15 protein-coding genes are annotated in these 23257 nt (G+C 72.0%); 12 read left to right on the top strand and 3 right to left on the bottom strand.

The window, feature by feature from the left end; all coding sequences use genetic code 11:
- Nucleotides 1–18 precede the first annotated feature (18 nt).
- The 9 genes from KSO98_RS04095 to KSO98_RS04055 all read left to right on the top strand — a co-directional run bounded on the left by KSO98_RS04095 (nucleotide 19) and on the right by KSO98_RS04055 (nucleotide 11779).
- Nucleotides 19–924: a TIGR03619 family F420-dependent LLM class oxidoreductase gene (locus KSO98_RS04095; RefSeq protein WP_225283661.1), complete on the top strand. Its 906-nt coding sequence runs from the start codon at nucleotides 19–21 to the stop codon at nucleotides 922–924.
- Nucleotides 921–2066, top strand: a complete 1146-nt coding sequence (locus KSO98_RS04090) for a hypothetical protein (protein ID WP_225283660.1) — start codon at nucleotides 921–923, stop codon at nucleotides 2064–2066. Before KSO98_RS04095 ends, KSO98_RS04090 begins: the two co-directional genes overlap by 4 nt.
- On the top strand, nucleotides 2063–2878 hold the full coding sequence (locus tag KSO98_RS04085; protein WP_225283657.1) for an SDR family oxidoreductase: 816 nt from the start codon (nucleotides 2063–2065) through the stop codon (nucleotides 2876–2878). The genes KSO98_RS04090 and KSO98_RS04085 overlap by 4 nt, the downstream gene beginning before the upstream one ends.
- Complete coding sequence (locus tag KSO98_RS04080; protein WP_225283655.1) at nucleotides 2865–4007, top strand: sulfotransferase family protein; 1143 nt, start codon at nucleotides 2865–2867, stop codon at nucleotides 4005–4007. The genes KSO98_RS04085 and KSO98_RS04080 overlap by 14 nt, the downstream gene beginning before the upstream one ends.
- Before the next feature lie 47 nt (nucleotides 4008–4054).
- Nucleotides 4055–5383, top strand: a complete 1329-nt coding sequence (locus KSO98_RS04075; protein ID WP_225283653.1) for an ammonium transporter — start codon at nucleotides 4055–4057, stop codon at nucleotides 5381–5383.
- A 39-nt stretch (nucleotides 5384–5422) separates the two neighbouring features.
- Entirely contained in the window at nucleotides 5423–5962 is a 540-nt protein-coding gene (locus KSO98_RS04070; RefSeq protein ID WP_225283651.1) for a DUF2231 domain-containing protein, read from the top strand.
- Between the two features lie 170 nt (nucleotides 5963–6132).
- Complete coding sequence (locus KSO98_RS04065) at nucleotides 6133–7605, top strand: DUF3375 domain-containing protein (RefSeq protein ID WP_225283650.1); 1473 nt, start codon at nucleotides 6133–6135, stop codon at nucleotides 7603–7605.
- Nucleotides 7605–8339 carry a DUF4194 domain-containing protein gene (locus tag KSO98_RS04060; protein ID WP_225283649.1) on the top strand — a complete coding sequence of 245 codons (735 nt, stop codon included), beginning with the start codon at nucleotides 7605–7607 and terminating at the stop codon, nucleotides 8337–8339. The genes KSO98_RS04065 and KSO98_RS04060 overlap by 1 nt, the downstream gene beginning before the upstream one ends.
- The gene (locus KSO98_RS04055) at nucleotides 8336–11779 is read left to right on the top strand and encodes an ATP-binding protein (RefSeq protein WP_225283648.1); all 3444 of its coding nucleotides are present in this window, start codon (nucleotides 8336–8338) and stop codon (nucleotides 11777–11779) included. Before KSO98_RS04060 ends, KSO98_RS04055 begins: the two co-directional genes overlap by 4 nt.
- On the opposite strand, the gene KSO98_RS04050 is transcribed toward KSO98_RS04055, so the two are convergent.
- Nucleotides 11757–12212 (bottom strand): hypothetical protein, encoded by a 456-nt coding sequence (locus KSO98_RS04050; protein ID WP_225283647.1) that lies wholly within the window; start codon nucleotides 12210–12212, stop codon nucleotides 11757–11759. The two genes, KSO98_RS04055 and KSO98_RS04050, sit on opposite strands and share 23 nt — an antisense overlap.
- A gap of 61 nt (nucleotides 12213–12273) precedes the next feature.
- On the opposite strand from KSO98_RS04050, the gene KSO98_RS04045 reads away from it, so the two are divergent.
- Complete coding sequence (locus KSO98_RS04045) at nucleotides 12274–13041, top strand: SDR family oxidoreductase (RefSeq protein WP_225283646.1); 768 nt, start codon at nucleotides 12274–12276, stop codon at nucleotides 13039–13041.
- Nucleotides 13042–13231: 190 nt separating this feature from the next.
- On the opposite strand, the gene KSO98_RS04040 is transcribed toward KSO98_RS04045, so the two are convergent.
- A complete protein-coding gene (locus tag KSO98_RS04040) occupies nucleotides 13232–14701 on the bottom strand; it encodes a lytic transglycosylase domain-containing protein (protein WP_225283645.1) in 1470 nt (489 codons plus the stop codon).
- A 194-nt stretch (nucleotides 14702–14895) separates the two neighbouring features.
- Entirely contained in the window at nucleotides 14896–17145 is a 2250-nt protein-coding gene (locus KSO98_RS04035) for an EAL domain-containing protein (protein ID WP_225283644.1), read from the bottom strand.
- Nucleotides 17146–17235: 90 nt separating this feature from the next.
- Here KSO98_RS04035 and KSO98_RS04030 point away from each other — a divergent pair, with 90 nt between their 5' ends.
- Together KSO98_RS04030 and KSO98_RS04025 are read left to right on the top strand one after the other, a co-directional pair.
- On the top strand, nucleotides 17236–17832 hold the full coding sequence (locus KSO98_RS04030) for a LysE/ArgO family amino acid transporter (RefSeq protein ID WP_225283643.1): 597 nt from the start codon (nucleotides 17236–17238) through the stop codon (nucleotides 17830–17832).
- Nucleotides 17833–17910: 78 nt separating this feature from the next.
- Nucleotides 17911–23226 (top strand): fibronectin type III domain-containing protein, encoded by a 5316-nt coding sequence (locus KSO98_RS04025; protein ID WP_225283642.1) that lies wholly within the window; start codon nucleotides 17911–17913, stop codon nucleotides 23224–23226.
- The last annotated feature ends 31 nt before the right edge of the window (nucleotides 23227–23257 follow it).

The raw sequence follows: 23257 nt of genomic DNA, 5'->3' as shown, positions 1-23257 counted from the left end.
CGTTCTACTGTGGCGGTCATGCGGTTCACCTACGCCGAGGCGATGACCCAGGCGGACTACTACGCCCCGCTGGCCCAGGCAGCGGAGGAGGCCGGCTACACCAGCATGACGGTGGCCGACAGCCTCATCTATCCCGAGGAGTCGGACTCCACCTATCCCTACACCGACACCGGGGAGCGGGGGTTCCTGCAGGGCAAGGAGTTCATCGAGGCGATGATCCTGTGCGCCCACCTCTTCGCGGTCACCTCGACGCTGCGGCTGACGCCGTTCGTGCTCAAGCTGCCCGTACGCCCGCCCGTCCTCGTGGCCAAGCAGGCCTCGAGCCTGGCCGCCCTCTCGGGCAACCGGCTCGGGCTCGGCGTCGGGCTCAGTCCGTGGCCGGAGGACTTCGCCACCCTCGGCGTGCCGTGGGCCAAGCGCGGCAAGCGGATGGACGAGTGCATGGAGATCCTGCGCGGCCTGACGGCCCCGGTCGCGCCCGGCGAGGAGCAGGGCTTCTTCGGCTACCACGGAGAGTTCTACGACTTCGAGCCGCTGCAGCAGTGCCCGGCCCCGGCCGAGCGGATCCCGCTTCTCGTCGGGGGGCACAGCGACGCGGCACTGCGCCGCGCTGTCCTGCTCGGCGACGGCTGGATGCACGCCGGCGGCGACGGCGACGAGCTCGACCTGCTGCTCGCGCGGCTGGCCGAGATCCGCAAGGCGGAGGGTGACACCCGCGGCCCCGACGAGTTCGAGGTGCACGTCATCTCCTACGACGCGTACACACCCGAGGGCGTGCGCAAGCTCGAGGAGAAGGGCGTCACCGACTGCATCGTCGGCTTCCGCCTCCCGTACGTCGTCGGTCCCGACACCGAGCCGCTCGCGAGGAAGATCGAGCACCTGGCCCGGTACGGCGAGAACATCATCGCGAAGGTCGCCCGGTGAGCGAGCAGATGACGACGGCGTTGCGCGACGCCATCGCCGAGGCCGAGGCCCTGATCGCGAGCGCGCCCTTCATCAAGACCGAGCAGGACCTGCTCGAGGGTTACGACTACCTCGCCGGCCGGATCCGGATGGCGCTGCAGACCGCGTTCGACTACGACCTGGAGCAGCCGCTCTTCATCAACCCGACCCACCAGTTCTCGCGCCAGGGCCTCGACAACCCGGACGCGATCTACCTCCACGCCTACCTCAAGCCCGGCGTCGAGTACGTCGTCCGCGGCCGGCGCGGCACCAGCGCGGACCTCTCCTTCCAGGTGATGGGCGGGACCTACTCCGCGGACTCGGCCGCCACCAGCCTGCTCGCCTTCGACGACCGCCGCCTCGAGGTCGCCCCCGACGGCGCCTTCGAGTTCCGTCACGTCGCCGAGCCGGAGGCCAAGACGCTCATCGTGCGGGAGGTGTTCAACGACTGGGAGAGGGAGACCCGCGGCTCGATCACCATCGAGCGCCCCGACACCCTCGGCCGCCCGCGCGCCCCGCTCACCCAGGCGACGGTGCGCAAGAGGTACGAGGTGGCCGCGCGCAGCCTGGTCGGCTCCATCCGGACCTGGCTCGCCTTCCCGCACTTCTTCCAGTACAAGGAGCCGGTCAACACCCTGACCGCGCCCACGTCCACACCCGGCGGCCTGGCGAGCCAGCGCTCCTCGATCGGCCACTACGAGCTCGCCGAGGACGAGGCGATGATCGTCTCGGTGCCACGCTTCGACGCCTGCGGCTACCAGGGCATCCAGATCGGCTCGGACTGGTACGCCTCCACCGACTACGAGACCCACCAGACGTCGCTGACCAAGGCGCAGGCGGTGACCGACCCGGACGGCACGATGCGCTTCGTCATCGCCGAGCACCTCGACGATCCCCTCGCCAACTGGCTCGAGACCACCGGCCACCGCACCGGCCCGATCATGCTCCGCTGGCAGCGGATCGAGGCGGGTCAGGAGGACACCGTCCCCGGCCCGAGCGTCGAGATCGTCCGGGCCGCCGAGGTCGCCAAGCACCTCCCGCACCACGCGCCGCTCACCCCGGAGCAGTACGCCGCCCGGATCGCCGCGCGTCAGCGCGCCGTCGCCCGAAGGATGATCTCGTGACCGAACCGGACCTCTCCGGACTGCTGCAGGACAAGGTGGTCGTCCTCTCCGGCGTCGGGCCCGGGCTGGGCCGCGCGCTGGGGGAGCAGGCCGCGCTGATGGGCGCCGACCTGGTGCTCGCCAGCCGCACCGAGAAGCGCCTGGAGAAGATGGCGGCCCGCGTGCGCGAGCACGGCCGGCGCGCGCTCGTCGTACCGACCGACATCACCGACGACGACGGCCGGTCCCGCCTCGTCGAAGCGGCCCTGAGCGAGTACGGCCGGGTCGACTGCCTGATCAACAACGCCTTCGGGATCCCGCCGATGGACCCGCTCACCACGATCCGGCTCGACGCGCTGCGCGCCGCGCAGGAGACCAACGTCTTCGCGCCGCTGCGCCTCAGCGCCCTCTTCGCCGACGCCCTGGCCGAGACGCCCGACAAGGAGGGCGGGTCGATCATCATGATCAACTCCGCGGTGCTCTACCAGAGCCAGCCGGAGTTCGCCGGCTACAAGCTCTCCAAGGGCGCGCTCGCCCACCTGGCCTCGAGCCTGGCCACCGAGCTCGGCCCGCGTGGCATCCGGGTCAACTCGGTCGCGCCCTCCTACATCTACGAGGACGTCAACAAGGCCTACTTCGACTGGATCGCCAGCGAGACCGGCCGCACGCACGAGGAGGTGTACGCCGAGAAGGCCGGCCCCACCGACCTCAAACGGCTCGCCACCGCGGACGAGGTCGCCCGCGCGGCGCTCTTCTACGCCACCGACCTCGCCAGCGCCGTCACCGGGCAGGTCCTCAACGTCGACTGCGGAGAGTTCCATGCGGGAGCGTGACGGCGTCGGGTCCTTCGAGGACATCCAGGCCGCGGCCGTCCGCACGACCGGTCTCAGCGACTTCGGCGACACCGCGTACGAGGAGGGCTTGCGGATCCTGGTCGACGACCTCGCCTCGCCCGAGGCCGGCCTGACCCCTCAGGGCAACTACTTCCATCGAGCCCAGGTGAAGAGCGCGCTCGTCGGGCGGCTGATGACCGAGGCCCGGTTCGCGCAGTTCCCGGAGCATCGCGACGTACGGATCGAGCGACCGATCTTCGTCACCGGGCTCCCGCGCACCGGCACCACCGCGCTGCACCGGCTGCTGTGCGCCGACCCCGATCATCAGGGGCTCGAGGCGTGGCTGACGGAGTTCCCCGAGCCCCGCCCGCCGCGCGCGACCTGGGGCGACGACCCGGTCTTCCAGGCCCTGCAGGCCGCCTACCAGCAGCACCACGTCACCAACCCGGAGTTCATGGGGATCCACTACATGGACGCCACCTCGGTGGAGGAGTGCTGGCGGGTCCTGCGCCAGACCGGGAAGTCGATCGGCTTCGAGTCGCTGGCCAACATCCCGCGCTACTCCGCCTGGCTCGCCGGGCAGGACTGGACCGACGCGTACGAGCGGCACCGCCGCAACCTGCAGCTGGTCGGCCTGCACGACGCCGAGAAGCGCTGGGTCCTCAAGAACCCGAGCCACCTGGTGGCGCTCGACGCCCTGATGAGCGTCTATCCCGATGCGCTGGTCGTCGTCTGCCACCGGGACCCGGTCGCCTCGATCGCGTCGGCCTGCTCGCTCTCCGCCGAGGCCACCGCGGGCACCTCGACCACCTTCGTCGGCGAGACGATCGGCACGACCCAGCTGGAGATGCTGAGCCGCTCCTGGCGCACCTTCGCCGCTGCCCGGCCCGCTTACGACCAGGACCAGTTCGTCGACGTCGACTACCGCGCCTTCGTCGCCGACCCGGTCGGCACCATCAGCGCGATCTACGACCGCTTCGACATCCCCTGGAGTGCGGCGGCGCAGCAGCGGGTGAAGGAGATCGACGCCGATTCGCGTACGGGCAAGGCGCGTCCCGCGCATGCCTACGAGCTGACTGACTACGGCCTGACCGACGCGGACGTCCAGGTCGCGTTTACGTGGCCGTAACATAAGGTCTTCGGGCTGGAAACAAACCTCACGGATGCTTTCGGACCGTGTTCTCCCTGCTGAGCGTCCCTGCCCTCGAGGTCCCGATCGACGCCGGCGACACCGCCTGGCTCCTCGCCGCAGCGGCCCTGGTGATGCTGATGGTCCCGGGCCTGGCGCTGTTCTACGGGGGCATGGTCCGCTCCAAGAGCGTGCTCAACATGATGATGATGACGTTCGCAGCGCTCGGCGTGATCACCCTCGTCTGGGTGCTCGTCGGCTACTCGCTGGCGTTCGGCGACGACGTCGCCGCCGGCGTGCTGGGCAGCCCCCGGGAGTACTTCGGCCTCCAGTCCCTCGTCAGCGGGGAGCACAACTGGATGAGCGTGCCGACCATCCTCTTCGCCTGTTTCCAGGGGCTGTTCGCGGTCATCACCGGCGGCCTGATCGCCGGCGCGATCGCCGACCGCGCCCGCTTCGGCGCCTGGATGGTCTTCTGCGCGTTCTGGACCGTCCTGGTCTACGCGCCGGTCGCGCACTGGGTCTTCGATGCCTCCCGGACGGGCCACGTCGGCGGCTGGCTGATCAACAAGGTCCACGTCATCGACTTCGCGGGCGGCACCGCGGTGGAGATCTGCTCGGGTGCCTCGGGCCTGGCCCTCGCGCTCATCCTCGGTCGGCGCGTCGGCTTCGGCCATGACGCGATGCGCCCCCACAACCTCACCCTGGTGATGCTCGGCGCCGGCCTGCTGTGGGTCGGCTGGTTCGGCTTCAACGCCGGGTCGGCCTTCGGCGCGGACCAGAACGCGGCGGTCGTCTTCGCCGCCACCCTCGTCGCCGGTGCTGCCGGCGCCGGCAGCTGGCTGGTGGTCGAGCGGCTGCGCGACGGCCACGCCACCTCCCTCGGCGCCGCCTCCGGCATGGTCGCGGGGCTGGTCGCGATCACGCCCTCCTGCGGCTCGGTCACGCCGCTCGGCGCGATCGTGGTCGGTCTCGTCGCCGGCGCCGTCTGTGCCTGGGCGATCGCGCTGAAGTACCGCTACAAGTACGACGACTCGCTCGACGTCGTCGGTGTCCACCTCGTCGGTGGCATGGTCGGCACGATCCTGGTCGGCGTGCTTGGCAGTGCCGGCGCCCCGACCGGTGTCGACGGCCTCCTCTACGGCGGCGGCATGACCCAGCTCGGTCGCCAGTCCGTCGGCGCTCTGGTCGTGCTGGTCTACTCCTTCGTCGCCTCGGGTGTCCTCGGGCTCGTCATCCACAAGGCGATGGGCTTCCGGATCGACCCCGATCATGAGGTCCAGGGCATCGACCTGGTCGTCCACGCCGAGACGGCGTACGACCTGCACACGACCGGCGGCACGCGAGCGGGAAGCATCTTCGGCCACCACAGCTGATCGGGTCTGATCCTGCGCGATGCGGGGAACCGGGCCCGCATGAGCACTGATGCCTCCTCCGCCAACCCGCTGGTCGCTGTGACCCACGCCCTCGAGCAGGACAGCGCCCTCGACGCCGGGGTCGACCTGCTCGCAGCGGCGGGTCGGGCCATCACGGACCGTCCGGTCGTCCATGAGATCCTGACCGGCGCGTGGCTCGGCCACTCGCTGCACCCCCCGCTGACGGACCTCCCGCTCGGCGCGTGGATGTCCGCCTCCATGCTCGACCTCCTCGGCCCCGAGGGCAGCGAGGACGCCGCGACCCGGCTGGTCGGGATCGGCCTCCTCGGCGCCCTGCCGACCGCGCTCAGCGGCCTGGCCGACTGGCGTTCGCTGAGCAAGCAGACCGACCGTCGGGTCGGCGTGGTGCACGCGGTCGGCAACTCCGCCGCCCTCGCCGCGTACACCGGCTCGTGGGTCGCCCGCCGCAAGGGGAAGCACCGCCTCGGCGTGTTGCTCGGCCTCGCCGGCGCAGCGCTGTCGGGCGGCGCCGGCTACCTCGGCGGGCACCTCGTCGCGCACGGGACGTTCGAGGGCTGAGCGACCGGGCAGGTGCCGAACGTGCCCCGGCGCGTGCGCTGAGCGACCGCGTGCCGCCGCCGCACGCAGCGGGCTGACCTGCGGGTTCGCCCGTCGCTGCCACGCCTGTCGGCGGTCTCTGCCAGACTTTGCCCCTCGTACCGGTAGATGACGACCGCGAGGGGAGGCCCGTGAACCAGATCGCCGCCGAGCTGGCGCGGGTCAAGGGCGCCTTCGCGCAGCCCACCCTCCAGCTGCTCCACCAGCGGCAGGCCCCCGTCGTGATCACGATCTTCCGGTCGGCCTTCGGGCGCAACAACAACCCGATCCCGACCGCGCGGCTGCACACCCAGGTCGAGGAGCACCTCGCCGAGATGCGGCTCGCCGGGGAGAGCGACGTCCCCGCGGGCAGCGGTCGCGAGATCTGTCAGCGCTGGATGCGCGGACAGTGGCTGGTGCGCTCGCTCGACGAGCTGGGCCGCGAGGTCTACACCCTCACCTCCCACGCCCAGCAGGCCCTGGAGTTGGTCAAGAGCCTCACCCGTGACCGTGCGACGCTCAGCGAGCACCGGATCACGACCATCCTCGGCACCGTCCGGCGGTTCAACTCCGAGGCCAACCCCGACCGCACGGCGCGGGTCACCATCCTCAACGAGGAGATCGCGCGCCTGCAGGCCGAGCGCGACCGGCTCGTCGACGGCGCGGAGATGGTCGGCGCCACCCAGGACTACATGGTCGAGGGCTTCACCGAGCTGCTTTCCCTGATCTCGGCGCTGCCGAGCGACTTCGCGCGCGTCGAGGAGCGGTTCGCCCAGATCCGTACGGAGATCCTGGCGGCGTTCCGTGCCGAGGACCGCCCCGCCGGCGAGGTCATCGACGACTACCTCGCCCGGGCCGACGCGCTGATGACCGCCACCCACGAGGGCCGCGCCTTCGAGGGTGCCTTCGCGCTCCTGCGCGACGACGCCCTGGTCGCCCAGCTGCGCGAGGACCTGACCGCACTGCTCGAGCACCCCGCCGCCGACGGCGTCCTCGGCGACGCCGACCGGGCCGAGCTGCGCGGCACCGTGCGACTCGTCCGCGACGGTCTCGACCGGGTCCTCTCCCAGCGCTCGCGGGTGACCGCGACGCTGAAGGAGTACATCGTCTCCCACGACGCCGCCCGCGACCGCGAGCTGGAGCAGACCCTGCGCCAGGTGGAGTCCGAGCTGATGACGTGGATGGCGAACACCGGCCCGCGCGCCTCCCACGACGTGCCGCTGCTGCCCGGTCGCGCCGGCGTCGAGCACCTGCGCGAGCGGTTCTACGACCCCGCCGACGACGTGCTCCCCGATCGGATCGCGGCCACCGACGCCGACGTCACGCTCTCGCTCTCCGACGTGCTCGCCCAGGGCGGCCCGCAGCTCGGTGAGCTGCGCGAGCGACTCGACACCGCCCTGCACGCGCTCATCCCGCCCGCATCCCTGGGGGAGATGTTCGCCGAGCTCGAGCCGTCGCTGCGCCGACCGGTGGAGATCTTCGGCCTGCTGCACCTGGCCGCGTCCCGCGACTGGGAGGTCGAGGAGGACGCCGAGGCCTATCCGTCCGTGCGACCCGACGGCACCACCCGTACCTTCGCCGTGCCCCGCACGCCGCTGCCCGACCCCGACCTGGAGAAGCGCTGATGAGCATCGACGACGTCGAAGACATCGAGGTGTCCGAGGAGGAGCTGGTCGACGAGTACGTCGGCTCGGTCTCGCTCTTCGAGGGCGACGAGGGCGGCCTGGAGATGGCCCAGCGCCAGACCCTGGTGACCCTGCTCAAGCAGCGCTTCATCAGCGCCCGCACGCACCCGCGCGACTGGCCGGTCCTCATCGAGCACGAGCGGCTGCTGCGCGGCCGGCTCAACGACCTCTTCCTCGACCTCATGATCGACCGCGACCGCGAGGTCGCCTGGAAGCGCCAGGCCGTCTCCGAGTCCGGAGCCCGCTTCCCGACGCTCCTGCACGACACGGCCTGGTCGCGCGAGGAGACGCTCGTCCTGGTCCACCTGCGTGACCGCTACCGCGCCGGTCGCGCCGCCGGTGACACCCGGGTCTTCATCGACCGCGAGGACGTCGTCGACCACATCGCGAGCTTCCGCCCGACCCACGCCACCGACGAGTCCGGCGACGAGAAGCGCGCCCGCGCCGCGCTCGCCTCGGTCGTCAAGAGCGGCCTGCTCATCGGCGCCGTCGGCGACGAGCGCTACGAGATCAGCGAGGCCATCGAGCCGCTGCTGCCGCTGGACCTGCTCGCCGAGCTGCTGAGCGCCCTGCGCCAGGCCAACAGCGGTGAGGCGACGTACGAGACCGACGACTCCGTCGACGCGGACGAGCCGGGGCTGTTCGACGAGAGCGACGAGGAGGCGGACGCGTGACCGCGATCGACGAGAAGGACGGGCTCTTCGCCGAGGAGAGCGTCTCCCTGCCCTCCGACGAGACCCTGCAGTGGCGCGCGACCACCCTGCAGCTGATCAACTGGGGCGGCTTCGGCGGCCTGACCGTCGTGCCGCTCGGCGGCGACGCCACCATGATCTCCGGCGCCTCCGGTGTCGGTAAGTCGACGATCCTCGACGCCTACACCGCACTGATGATGCCCTCGGACACGAAGTTCAACGGCGCCTCCAACGACGCCGTCGCCGGGCGGGCGCGCAGCGCGGGCCAGCGCAACCTCCTCTCGTATCTGCGCGGCGCCGTCGACGTGGTCGACGACCCCAAGACCGGCCGTCCCGTCGAGCAGCTGCTTCGCGGCAAGGGCGCGGACACGTGGGGCGCGGTCGCGATGACGTTCGTCAACGACAAGGGCGCCCGCTTCACCGCCGCGCGCACGTACTACGTGCCGCGGCGCGCGACCCGCTCCAGCGACGTCCAGATGGCCCTGCTCAGCCTCGAGGGCCAGCTCGACCTGGCCTCCCTCGAGGTCGCGGTCGCCGACCGGTTCCACGCCAACACCCTGAAGAAGCTCTTCCCCGGGCTGCGGGTGCACCGCACGTACGCCGAGTTCTCCGCGGTGCTGCACGCCCGTCTCGGCATCGGCGCGAACGGCGACGGCGCCAAGGCGCTGCGACTGCTGGCCCGGATCCAGGCCGGCAACCAGGTCCGCAGCGTCGACGAGCTCTACAAGGAGATGGTGCTCGAGCGGCCCGCGACCTACGCAGCGGCCGACCGGGCCATCGAGCACTTCGACGACCTCGACTCCGCGCACACCGCGATGCGCACCGAGCAGCGCAAGCTCGAGATCCTCGAGCCGATCACCGACCTGCACCACCGCCGTGAGCAGGCGCTCAAGCGCGCCGCCGAGCTGGACGCCTTCGGCGTCATGCTCCACGGCGCCACCCCGGTGCGCCTGTGGCTGCTGCAGCACCACCGGCGGCTGCTCGCCGACGCCGTCGTCGCCAATCGGGCCGAGCACGCCCGTACGGTCGATGAGCTCGGCTCCGTCCGCACCGCCGAGGCGCAGCTGCTCGGCGACCTCGAGGCGGCCAAGGACGCCCACCGCGCTGCCGGCGGCGGTGACCTGCAGGCGCTGGCCACGCAGGCCGAGTCGGAGAAGGTGGTCCGCGAGGAGCGCCGCACCCGCCTCTCCGAGCTGGAGGAGCGGCTCTACCCCCTGGTGGGGCTGACCGACGCCGACGTACCGGACCTCGAGTCGGCGCTCGCGTCGGCCGAGGCGTTCGCCGGGCTGCAGGAGCACGCCCGCGCGAAGGTCGCCGAGAGCGGCGCCGCGGCTGATTCCCTGAGGGCCGAGCGCGACGAGGTCCGTGACCGGCTGGTGCCGCTCAAGAACGAGCAGAAGGCCGTCCGCGAGGAGCGGGCCTCGCTCGAGAGTCGCGCCGGCCGGGTGCCGGCCTACCTGCACGACCTGCGCACCCAGGTCGCCACCGCCGCCGGGATGAGCGCCGAGGAGCTGCCCTTCGTGGCCGAGCTCATCGACGTGGCGCCCGAGGAGGCGCGCTGGCGCTCGGCGATCGAGACCGTCCTGGGCGGCTCCGCGCGCGTGATGCTGGTGCCGCTCGATCGGCTGCGGGACTTCTCCAGCGCGATCGACGGCCAGCAGATGCGTGGACGCCTCACCTTCGAGGGCGTCCCGACCGGTCTGCCGTCCGGCGGACCCGCCGACCCGGAGCGGATCGCGGGCAAGCTGCTCTACAAGGACAGCCCGTTCACCGGCTGGGTCGAGGCGCACGTCGCCGAGCCCTCCCGCAACGCGCTCTGTGTCGAGACCACCGACGAGCTCGACGGTCCGGGCTACCGGGTCACCGTCGCCGGCCAGACCCGCAGCGGCAACCGCGGCTCGCACGGGCGCAACGACGCGCGCAACATCATCGGCTTCTCCAACGAGGACGCCATCGCCGAGCTCGACGCCCAGCTCGCGCGGATCGAGGACTCGCTCACCGAGCTCGACACGCGACTGGCCGGCATCGAGAGCCGCGCGCGCGTCCTCGAGCTGCAACGCAAGGCGTACGACGTCATCGCGATGGTGCGCTTCGAGGACGTCGACGTGGCCGGCAGCGAGCGCCGGATCGCCGACCTCGAGGGGCGCCGGCAGCAGATCCTCGAGGCCGACGACCAGCTGCAGGTGCTGCAGGGCCAGATCGACGACCTCGCCGCCCAGCTGGAGTCGACCCAGCGCGACCGCTTCGGTCTGGAGAGCCGGCAGAAGCAGGTCGCCGCCGCGCACGGAGAGCTCGTCGACTCCGAGGACATCGTCGCCGACCAGCTCGACGCGATGGAGCGCACCGGCGCCGTCGTCCTGACCGAGGAGCAGGCGGCCGCGCTCGCGCTCGAGATGCGGCTCGCGGTCGAGCCGGGCGATCCCGACGACCTGGACCAGTTCCCGGTGAACGCGCAGCGACTCCAGGACCGGCTGCACGGAGCCGTCGGCGACTCCGAGGCCGAGATCAAGCGGGTCGAGGAGGAGCTGAGCCGGGTCTTCGCGATGTACAAGTCGCTGTGGGACTCTCCCAACCTCGGCTCCGGGCCCGACTCCTATCCGGATTTCGCCCGGATCCTCGACGACATCCGGGCCAAGGGGCTGGCGGACCGCCGCTCGGAGTGGCGGCGCCGGCTCACCGAGTGGAGCGGCCAGGACCTGGTGCCGCTGCTCGGCGCGATGGCCTCCTCGATCGAGGAGATCGAGGACCGCCTCGGCCCGATCAACGACATCCTGCGCCGCCTGGAGTTCGGCGCGACCGGCGACCGGCTGCGGATCCGGCTGCGCCGGCTCGCGCCGGCGCACGTGCAGGTCTTCATGAAGGACCTGCGGACGCTGGCCTCCTCACCGACCGGCGAGTTGAGCGAGGAGGCGCTCGAGAAGCGCTTCAACGATCTGAGCCGGTTCATGGCGCAGCTGCGCCCCGGCAACAGCGGCCCGACGGGCAGTGACGTGGTGGGCGAGCGCGACCGGCTGCTGGACGTACGCCGCCACGTCGAGATCAGTGCCGAGCGCTACGACCACGTCTCGGGGGAGCTGCGCGCCACGTACCGGACCCTGGGGGAGAAGTCCGGTGGTGAGTCGCAGGAGCTGGTGGCGTTCATCGTCGGCTCGGCGCTGCGCTTCCGCCTCGGCGACGAGATGCGGTCGCGGCCTCGGTTCGCCCCGGTCTTCCTCGACGAGGGCTTCGTCAAGGCCGACTCGGAGTTCGCCGGGCGTGCGGTCCAGGCCTGGCGCGGGCTCGGCTTCCAGCTGATCGTGGGTGTCCCGCTGGACAAGGTCACCGGACTCGAGCCGCACATGGACGAGCTGCTCGCGATCACCAAGAACCCGGTCACCCATCAGTCCTGGATCACGCCGATCAGGGACGCGGCGAAGCGCTAGCGCGGGCCATCAGCGTGGCGAGTCCTCGGCGGGCCAGCGCCATGCAGAGCAGAGCGCCGGGCAGCTCGAGCAGCACGGCCGCGACGATCGCACCGGTCCGGGCCTGGGCGGAGACCGCGGTGGTCACGTCGAACCACGCATCCGCGGCCAGCAGCGTCGCCCCGGCCGCCGCGGTGAGCACGACCCGGGGGTCGCGGCGCCACGCGAACCAGCCGATCCGTGCGAGCACGACGATCAGGATGACGTCGAAGCCGACCCAGGCCAGTCGGTAGTGCGTCGCGGTCGCGTGCACGGGCAGTGTCACGGCCAGGTAGAGGGTCCAGGGGATCAGCGCGACGGCGACGCCGAGGTAGGCCAGCGGCACCCAGCGTCCGGCCCACGCGCGGGCGGCCGGGTCGAGGGGCCGGTCGATGGAGCCGGTCAGCGGAAGCACGCCACCACGCTAGACCGGCAAGAACGGTCGCGGCAGTCCGGCGCAGTGGTAGGAAGTCCTCATGCGGATCGCTGTCGCCGGTGGCACCGGCCTGGTCGGGAGCAGGGTCGTCTCGCGCTTGCGGGAGCGGGGTGACGAGGTGGTCGTGCTGGCGCGCTCGGCGGGGGTCGACCTCGTGTCCGGCGCCGGCGTCTCTGACGCCCTGGCCGGGGTCGAGGTGGTCATCGACGCGACGTCGATCGTGGCGAAGACGTCCGAGGAGTACGTCGAGTTCTTCGGCTCGGTCGCGCGCACGCTGCAGTCGGCCGGCGAGGCCGCCGGCGTACGACGCATCATCACGCTGTCCATCGTCGGGATCGACGGGCTCGGCGGGGGCGCGTTCGCCCATTACGACGGCAAGAACGCCCAGGAGGCCGCCACCGAGGCCGGCCCGGTGCCGACGGCGATCCTGCGGGCGACCCAGTTCCACGGCTTCGCAGGCCAGCTCATCGACTGGGTCGCCAAGGGCCCCCTCATGCCATGCCCGAAGCAGCCGGTCCAGACCGTCGACGTCGAGGTCGTCGCCGACGAGCTCGCGGCGCTCGCGCACGAGGAGCTCACCGAGCAGCACGTCCGGCGCGACCTGGCGGGTCCGGTGAAGCGCACCCTCGCCGAGCTGGTGCGGGCCACCGCCCACGCGCGGGGCCGCCGGCTCCTGGTCGTCCCGGTGAGGCTGCCCGGCGCGGCGGCGAGGAGGGTCCGCGCCGGTGCCCTGCAGGCCCCGCCCGGTGCGAAGATCGCGGGCGGCACCTTCGAGGAGTGGCTCGTGCGGGAGTACGGACCGCGCTGACGCTCACCGTCGGCGTCGTCCGGTCGGGTCGGCTGGGCTCCCGGGCCGGGTCCGTCAGATCCGGGTCGTGAGCAGCTCACGGGCGCCAGCATCTCCCATCTCGAGGGGCCGGGTGTTCGTCGCCTTGTACGCCGGCTAGGACGGACAGGGCCGACTCCGCTCTCCTCGGTGGAACCCGACGGGCCCAACCCTAGGGCGAGACCGGCTCCTGCGGAGCAGGCGAGGCGTCGTCGGCAGGCGCGGTGACGGGAGCGGGCTCGAGACCCGGGACGGATGCCGCGAGACCTGCGACGAGATGGGGCAGCGCGTCCTCGGCCCGGTCGTCGCTCAGGCCGGTGATGGCCTGGATGCATGCGGCGACGGCGGAGGCGACGGCGTCCGTGCTCGCCCTCGGGTAGGCCGCCACGATCGCGTTGCGACAGGCGGCCTCACGTACGAGGGGAGCCGGGGTGTCGGTCGGAGGCGTGGTCGGCGGCTCGGGTGCCGTGGCGGGCGGCTCGGGTGCCGTGGCCGGCGGCTTGGGTGCCGTGGCCGGCGGTTTGGGTGCCGCGGTCGGTGCCGGAGGAGCGACGGGATGCTGCGGCGCGGGATGACTCGTCTGGTGCCACACCGCGTGCTGCTCCGGCGCGTGGGGCTTCACGTGCTGCTTCGGCGCGTGGGGGTGATGCTTCGGCGCCTCGGCCGCGGGCTGGGCGTCGACGGCGCTCACCACCCCGCCACCCGAGGTCACGAGACCGACGAGGCTGGTGGTGCTGGTGTCCTGCCCGTATCCGGCGGCCAGGCCGAGCACGGTGTCGGCGTACATCGCGCTGTGGTTGTAGCGCAGCACCGCTGCTCGGGCGCCGGCCGGCGTCGAGAGGTCGTCGCCGGCCGAGCACAGGTAGACCGCCGCGGCCAGCGCCGCGTCGTTGATGTCCTGCGGGTCGCGTCGTCCGTCCCCGTCGGCGTCGACCGCGATCTGCAGCCAGGTGGCCGGGAGGATCTGCATCGGGCCGAGCGCCCGGTCGTAGCGGTTGTCGTGGTCGAGACGGCCGGCGTCGGTGTCCGCGATCCGTCGGGTGTGGTGGCGGCCGTCGAGCACCGGACCCTGGATCGCCGGGGTGGCCATGCCGGCCGTGTCGAGCTCGCTGCCGCCGTACGTGCCGTGACCGGACTCGACCGCGCCGATCCCGGCGAGCAGCGTCCAGTCCAACCGGCAGGAGGTGTTCGCCTGGTCGACGACCGCGGCCGCGCGCTGGTAGGCCGCCAGAGCGGTCACCCCGATCCCTGCGACCGCCGACGCGGCCGGCGTCGTGTCGATCGCGGTCAGGGCGCGGCGGCCGGCGAGTGGGGCGACGGCGCTGGAGGCGACGTTCGTGACGTGGCCGGGCCGTACGCGGGTGACGCTCGCGCCGGGGATGACGGTCGCCGGCGCCAGGCCGGCTCCCGGCATCAGCGTGACCGCGGCCGCCGGTGCCGGCGCCAGCGCGAACGCCGGGGTGGATGCGGGGGCGGATGCCGGGGTCGATGACGGTGCCGTCGTCGGATCAGCGACCGAGCGCAGACCTGCCGTCTCGTCCTCGTGCTGCACCGCGACCACGACGCCACTGACGCACAACGCGGTCGGGAGGAGGACGAGTGCGCGGGCGATACGGGTGCTTCGGAGGCTGCGGCGGGTCATGATGCCTTCGGATCTTGAGCTGGTGCGGCTGAGCCGGGGGAGGGAGCGGGCCGAGCATCGATGCTCGGTCGTCGACAGGTTTCTTCGATGGATCCTAGGTTGACGGCGGGTGAAGACAACCGGTCGAACGGACGGACCTCCTACCCACAATGGGTCAGGCGTCACCGTCAGATGACGCCATAGGGCAGGCCGCCCTAGAGATACCTGTCCCACGAGCCCGCGAGGACGTCGTCCAGCTCCTCGGCCGGCCGCGGGTGCGAGACGTAGAAGCCCTGCACCCAGCCGACCCCGTGATCGCGCACGATGTCGAACGTCTCGGCGTCCTCGACGCCTTCGGCGGTCACGGTGAAGTCGTAGGCACGGCCCACGTCGACGATGGCGCGCAGGACCGTACGACTGGCCGGGTCCGTCCTGAGCCGCTGCACCAGACCCATGTCGATCTTGATCCCCTGGACGGGGATGTCCGTCAGCCGGGCCAGCGTCGAGTGACCAGCGCCGAAGTCGTCGATCACCACCCGGAATCCAGCCTCGCGCAGACGCAACAGAGCTGCGCGCGCCACCACGGGGTTGGCTATCACGGCCGACTCGGTGACCTCGAGGGCGAAGTGCGAGCCGTCGGCCCCGCCGGCGGCGACCCGCTCGATGAGGCCCTCGGCGAAGCCCGGGGTGCTCAACTCGATCGCGGAGATGTTGAGCGAGATCCGCAGGTCGGGCAGCGGCGCGCGCCAGGCGCGGGCCTGCTGGACGGCGAGGTCGACGACCTGCTCACCCAGCGGGAGGATCAGGCCGGTCGCCTCGGCGAACGGGATGAACACGTCGGGGCCGACGATGCCGCCGGTCGGCTGCTGCCACCGCACCAGTGCCTCGGCGCGGCTGAAGGTGCCGGTCGCGAGCTCGACGGCGGGCTGGAAGTGCAAGCGGAACTCGCGACGCTCCAGTGCGCGCCTGAGGGTGACGTGCCGACTCGTGCGGCTGCTCGCCCACGAGCGCAGCTCGGGGTCGTAGCTGCGGACCGAGCCCGGGCCGTTGACGCGGGCGGCGGTCAGGGCGATGATCGCGTTCTGGAGCAGCACGAACGGGTCGGTGCCCGGCTCCCAGGTCGCCACCCCGATCATCGCAGACAACGCCACGTCGTCGGCGTCGTCAGCTCCCTCGACGGCGGCATGGACCGCACGCGTCAGCTCATCGAGGTCAGCGGGGGTGGCGACCGGGAGCAGGGCAGCGACGCGGCACTCGTCGAGGAGTCCGATCGGGGTGCCGGCGCCGCCGAGCGCGGCGATCTGCGCCACCAGCCCTCGCAGTACCTGCTCCCGCGCGTGAGCCGCACGCTCGCGCCCGAGCAGCTCGAGGCCGAAGACGTCGACGACGTACGCCGTCATCGTGACCAGCTCTCGGCTGGCATCGGCACCGGCGAGGCGCTGCTCCATCCGGGTCAGCAAGGCGGCGCGATCCGGCAGACCGATCGTCGTGCCGAGCTCGGAGGTGCCCGACCCGGCCTCCTCCGGATGTTGCTGGTGCTTGCCCCAGCCCGCCGACCGGGCGCCGCCGGCGCTCTTGGCGGCGTACATCGCCTCGTCGGCGCGGCGCAGCACCAGCGTCGGGTCGGCGTCGTCGGTGAACGCAGCGACCCCGATGCTCGCCGTCACGGGGTGCTCGGGGTCGGGCGAGACGCCCTCGGCGGCGCCGGCGATCGCGCTGAGCAGCTGGTCGGCGACCGACCGTGCCGCGTGGGGGTCGCGGCCCGGCAGCAGCACGGCGAACTCGTCGCCGCCGATCCTGCCGATCGCCTCCTCAGGGCCGAGGTGCTCCTGGACCGCGGAGGCGATCGCGACCAGCAGTGCGTCGCCGACCGCGTGGCCGTACGTGTCGTTGTGGTGCTTGAAGTGGTCCAGGTCGATCATCAGCAGAGACCCGGAGTCGGGCACCGCGTGCTCGGCGGCGTAGCGGGTGAGGAGGTCCTCGAAGCCGCGACGGTTGAGGGCGCCGGTCAGGGAGTCGTGGAGGGCGAGCCGGCGCAGCTGCGCCTCCTGGGCCCGCTGCTCGGTGACGTCGCGCTCGACGCCGACGAAGTAGCCCGGATGACGCGGATGGTCGGTCTCGGCGTCCACAGCGAGCCAGCGTCCGGAGATCTCGAAGATCCGGGTGCTGATGCCGTCGGGGCACAGGAAGCGGTAGTCGACGGTGAAGTCCTCGCGGCTGCCGGCCAGCCCCATGATCCGGTCTCGGTCCACGGGGTGGACCGACCGCAGGAACTCCTGGCCGGACAGCGTGAGCAGCGCGGGATCCCAATGGTGCAGCCGCGCGACCTCGCGGGAGATGGTGAGCTCGCCGGTCGCCAGATCGGCCTCGAAGGTGCCGACGTGGGCGGCCTCCTCGGCGATCTCCTGCCGCTTCAATGCGCGCTCGAGGCGGGCCCAGTCTGCGGGGTGGGGCGCGGGATGCAAGGGCTCCTCCGTCGTCGGTAAAAGACCTATCGGACGGGACAGGAGTCACCGAAGTGAATCGCGCGGCACGCGGCGTCTACGGTCATCCTCGTGCTCCACTCCGCCATGACCGGCCTGCTGACCGGCCTGACCCTGATCGTCGCGATCGGCGCGCAGAACGCCTTCGTCCTGCGCCAGGGCCTGACCCGCCGGTTCGTGCTGCCGGTGGTGCTGGTGTGCGCCCTGTCGGACGTCGTGCTCATCGCGGCGGGCGTCGCCGGCATCGGCACGGTCATCGAGCAGGCGCCGTGGGCGATCACGACGGTCCGGTGGTTCGGCGTGGTCTTCCTCGCCTGGTACGGCGTGCGGTCGCTGCGCAACGCGCGCCACCCGCAGACCCTCGCCGCGGCCGAGCGCGGCGCTCCCACCCGCCGGTCGGCGATCACCACCGCGCTCGCGTTCACGTTCCTCAACCCGCACGTCTATCTCGACACGGTGCTGATGCTGGGCTCGATCGCCAACGGCCAGGACCACCGCTGGTGGTTCGCGTACGGCGCGATGACCGCGAGCATCTGCTGGTTCTCCCTCATCGGCTTCGGGGCCCGCGCGGGGGAGCGGCTGCTCGCCACCCCGCGGTCCTGGCAGATCCTCGACATCCTGATCGGGATCACGATGCTCGGCATCGCCCTGAAGCTCGCCCTGGGCTGACGTCCTGGTCTGAGTCACACCGGTGTAATCGCCCCGCCCGCTTGGATCCGCCGGACGCCTGCCGATGGGCCCGAGGCGATGAGTAGAGCGAAGACGAAGGCCGGGCCCGCAGCCGTCATGAGGAGCGTCATCGGACGCGCCTCCAGTCGAGCGCGCGCCGGTGCGGGCGGCGGGCTCGCCCTCGCCACGGTGGTAGCCCTGCTGGCGCTGTTGCCCACCGGGGCTGCCCGGGCCGTCACGGAGGCGAAGGACACCAAGCTCGGCACCCTGAGCGCCACGGCGGCCACCGCGACGCCGGACGGGCGGGGCATCCTCGTCGCGACCCACGCACTGGGCACCACGACCATCCCGCAGAACTCCCGCATCTCCCTGGTCGACCAGGTCACGAACTCCGTCACCTCGAGCGTCCTGCTCCACAGCGGTGCCGCCTCGGTCTCGATGATGGAGGCGGCGACCCAGAGTGACGGCCGTACGGCGATCGTCGCGCTCGAGGCGGTCAGCACGACCAGCTTCGGCATCGAGGTCGCGTACGCCCCGGCCGGGACCCTCGATCTCGGACAGGTCGCCTCGCCGACCACGTACAGCGGCACCCGGCCGGGCAAGCCGATCGCGCTCGTCGTCTCTCCGACCGGATCCGCGTACCTCGAGCTCGCCTCGGGCGAGATCGACACCATCAACCTCGCCGACGCCAGCGTGAGCGCGCTGACGACGACCGCCGTCACCAGCCCCTCCGGTGGCCTGGCCCTCTCGCCGGACGGCAACACGCTCTACGCCGGCAACTACGCGGCCGCTGCGGCGATCAACCTCGGGACCGTCGCACAGATCCCGGTGGGCAGCCCGACGAGCGTGACGTACGCCGCCTTCGGCACCGCGAAGGCGTCGATGAGGCCGAACTCCCTCGTCGCCACCAGCAGCGACGTCTACGTCGCCGGCAGCACCGGCCTGGTCCGGCTCGGTGTCGGCAGCAGCTTCGCCGCCGACCTCACCGACCCCGCCACGTGGGAACCGATCTGGCTCTACCCGATCAGCACGATGACCTGCGGCGATCTCTCCCTCGCCGGTGGCTACCTGTTCTGCGCGCCGGCGACGACCACGGACGCGCACGTCTACCGCTTCGAGCTGCCCGCGGCCGCGGGCAGCGGCCCGACCCACGCCGTGGGCGTCCCCGTCACGGTCCGCCCGTCGCAGGTGTGGGGTCGCGCCAACGGCGCGGTCTACCTCTACCAGGCGCCCAACATCGGCTACGTGGAGATCGACCCCCTCGCCGACAAGTACGCGATCGACACCTTCCCCCAGCCGGTGAGCAGCGTGGTGGCCGCCGCCGTCGCGGTCCAGGACCCGAGCTCGTCCAGGATCGGCGCGGGCATCCAGATCACCTGGACCGAGCCGGCGCTCGACCCGGACCTGGTCGACGGCTACTCGGCCACCGCGACCTCCAGCAGCGGCGCGGTGTACTCCTGCGGCACCATCACGCAGGTCGCGCCGACGCAGTTCACCTGCGTGGTCCCGGGCCTGGTGCCCGGCAAGCCGTATACCGTCGCGGTCCAGTCGCGTAACGGCGTCGGCTTCAGCACGCCGATGCTGGCGCCGGCCCTGATCAACGCCGGTACGCCGGGCCCGGCCGTCGCGGTCGCGGCCGGGGCGTACCGGATCGGCGCCGGCAACTCGACCTGTCCCGCGATGGGCAACGCACCGGCCGGATCCGGGTTCGTCGTGCCCACCTACACGACCGCGAACGGCACCGCCGGGACCTCGGTGGCCCTGACCTGGCCCAGCATCAGCAACGCGACCTGCGATCCCTTCACCGGCAGCCGGCTCTCGACAGGCGCGGGGACGTACGGCCCGGGCAGCACCGCACCCACCGGCGGCGTGACCTTCTGGGTCCTCAACGCGATCGACGCGGCGACCGGCAAGGTGGTGGTCTCCACCTCGGTGAAGCAGGGCGACTCCACCAAGGTGGCGACCCTCAGCGCGGGCCAGACCTCCACGGGTGTGCCGTCGTACCGGGCCACCCTCAGCGGCCTCACGGCCGGCAAGGCGTATCTCTTCTCGGTGGCGGGCAACAACTCGCCCACCAGCGCCACGACCGGCACGGCGACCTACTCCGCCTCCTGGACCGGCACCGCGACCTACGCGGTGCCCGATCAGCAGCAGAGTGTCACCGTCCCCTCGCTCGGCACCGTCCCGGTGATGGACGCCGATCCCGCCGACCTCGCCACCGGCACCTGGGACTACGTCGCCGCCGGCGCCCAGCCCGTCGCCTACGCCAGCCAGGTCGACCTCTACGCCTCGGCGCTCTACCGTTCGACCGCGTCGGGGGGAGCGACGGTCGACCCGTCGTACCTCGCGGCGACGCCGACCCCGGTCAAGGAGGTCAGCGCCGACGCCCGCGCCGGCGCGATCCAGGTCTACTGGCGCTCGCCGGCCAACTACAGCGCCGGCATCGGCTGGGGTCTGCAGACGGTGAAGAGCTACGTCGCCACGGCGCGCTACGTGGACCCGGCCGGCAAGGTCACGGCCAAGACCTGCACCGTCACGGGGGTCGGCACGGGCACCAGCAACTGCGTGATCACGGGTCTGACCAACGGCGTCGGCTACCAGGTCTACGTCCAGGCCATGGGCGGCGCCCTCGGCCCGGCCGCCTACGTCGCCGACGCCGGTGTCGGCACCGACACCCCGGTGCCCCCGTCGTACGTCGGCGGAGACCCGGCCGTCACGCCGGCCCTGGTCATGCCGATCGGCCTGCCCGGGGCGCCGACCTCGGTGAAGGCCACGATCCCGGCGGTCTCGCCCAACTCCGCCGCGCCACAGCCGTGGGGGACCGCGACCGTCACGTGGCTCGCGCCGGTCGACAACGGCGGGCGGGCCATCACCGGGTACCGGATCACCGCCACGCCGACCGATCCCACGGTCGGGAGCACGTTGATCAGCAACCAGCTCACCGCGTACCTGTGCAAGCCGCCCTTCGACCCGGACCTGGCCACGGCCGCGAGCTTCGTCAATCCGATCGCCGCGCGCACCCAGGGCGCCGACGCGTTGGACATCTCGGACACCACCGGTGCGGCCCTCTCACCGAGCTGCGACCCGAGCACGAGCGCCAAGTGGGGCCTGAGCTACACCTTCCCGAAGGGCTCGCTGAGCTCGCAGACCGGGTGGAGCTTCAAGGTCGCCGCCTTCACCGGCTACCACGACACCACGCTCGCCGACCCGGTGTGGTGGGGCGCCGACTCCGCGGCCAGCACCAAGGTCGTCCCCAATGGCGCGCCGATGCCTCCGACCAAGGTGTCCACCACGGTCAAGCCGACCGCGATCACCGCCACCTGGACGGCGCCGACCGTCCTGGGCGGCTGGCCGCTCGCGGGCTACCAGGCGAACCTGTACCACTACGTCGGGGGAGTGGCCGCTGCCGCCGGCTTCTGCCGCACGGCGGTCGCCGTGACCAGCTGTAGCGTCGCCGCCGGCAGCGACCCCGGCGCCAACGCCGACGGCGGCTCGTACTTCTTCATGGTGCAGGCCTACAACCAGGGGTACGCCGGCGGCATCCCGGCGAGCAACGAGTCCGTCCCCAGCAACACCGTCGCCTGGTACGACACCCCCGACAGGATCCAGAGCGTCGACAGCGCGGTCCCGGCCGACAAGTCGATCTTCGTCAGCTGGACCGCGCCGTCGCCCGGAAGCCAGTCCCTGGGCAAGGAGCCGATCAGCTCCTACACCGCCTCGGCGACCGCCGGAGGGACGACGAAGACGTGCACGACGGCACCTCCGGCGTCCTCGTGCGACATCACCGGCCTGACCAACGGCACGCCGTACCTGGTCAGCGTCACCGAGTCCAACCCCGGTGCCACCAGCGGTCCGGAGTACTTCACCGGGAACCCCAGCATCGGCAAGCCGGCGACGGTGACGCCGGGCACCGTCCCGGCGGCCCCGGCCAGCGTGGGCGTCAGCCCGCGCGACGGCGGCGTCGACGTCTGGTGGACAGCGCCGAAGAGCAACGGCGGCGCGGTCGTCGAGCAGTACGTCGCGACGGTCTACCCCGGCGGCGCGAGCTGCACCGTCGAGATGCCGGGCCCGCTGGCGTGCGCCGTCGAGCCGCTGACCAACGGCGTCAACTACGTCGCCTCGGTGGTGGCGGTCAACACCTTCGGCACCAGCCCGGCCTCGGCCTCGAGCCCGATCTTCGTGCCCTTCGGGCTGCCGCGCGAGCCCCTCAACGTGCAGGCGTTCCCGCAGAACCGGACGGCCACCGTCACCTGGGAGGCGCCCGTCGAAAACGGCGGCAAGCCCCTCACCAGCTACCAGGCCACCGCGATGCCGCTGGTCAGCGGCGCGGGCACCCTGCGCAGCTGCACGTCCGGCAACCCGAACCCGACCACGACGACCACCAAGACGACGACGCCTGCCCCGATCGTGCAGGTGCCGCTGACCTGCGACATCACCGGCCTGACCAACGGCGTGGACTACGTCGTCTACGTGACCGCGACCAGCGCCGCCGGTCGCAGCGGGCGCTCCGCGATGACCGCACCGTTCCGTCCGATCGGGTCGCCGGACGCCCCGACCGGCGTCGTCGCGTACACCGACCTCGGCGGCCCGACGGCCGGCACCACGACGCTGCACATCGGCTGGAACCCGTCGATCAACGACGGCGGCTCGCCGCTGGTCTCGTACACCGCGACGGCCAGCAACGGCAAGAGCTGCACGGCGTACGGCGGCCAGACGTGGTGCGACATCCACGGCCTGACGGCCGGGATCAAGTACACCGTCTACGTCACCGCCGTGAACACCGACGGGTACGTCTCGCCGGCCTCGGCCAGGTCGGCGCCCTCCGCGCCGGCCGGACCGCCGACCGCCCCGTCCTCCGTGGTCGCGACCGGCCTCGAGGGCGGCATCACGGTCAAGTGGGCCGCGGGCAAGAGCCACGGCGCCCCGATCACCCTCTACGTGGTCACCCTCCAGCCCACCGGCGACGTGATCCGCGTGCCCGGCAACAAGACCTCGATCATCGTGCACGATCTCGACCCGGCGCTGACCTATCGCGCGCTGGTGCAGGCGGAGTCCGGACCGACCTTGGTCTCGGGCATGAGCCGGATCAGCAACGCGGTCCGGCCGTTCCTGATGCCTGCGCGGATGGTGAAGCCGAAGGCGAAGGCCGTGAAGACCGGGCAGCGCTACAAGGTGATCGTGGGCTGGCAGGCGCCGGCGTCGCCCGGCAACCCGATCACCGGCTACATCGTGAAGCTCGTCGGCGGCCCGCAGAGGCAGGTCGCAGGGCGCAAGCGCCGAGCCGTGTTCAAGGGGCTCGCACCCCGTCACCGCTATGCGTTCACGGTCACCCCCATCGGCCGCTTCGGACAGGCGAACGCCAGCCCCGCCGTGGTGGTGCGGACCCGTGGCTGACAGCTCGTTCAGGAACATCACGCTCGGGAGG

Source organism: Nocardioides nematodiphilus, assembly GCF_020216525.1.
In the GTDB taxonomy this organism is placed as follows: domain Bacteria; phylum Actinomycetota; class Actinomycetes; order Propionibacteriales; family Nocardioidaceae; genus Nocardioides; species Nocardioides nematodiphilus.
The sequence above is the reverse complement of the archived record's forward strand: the minus strand, read 5'-3'. Positions and strand labels throughout refer to the sequence as shown.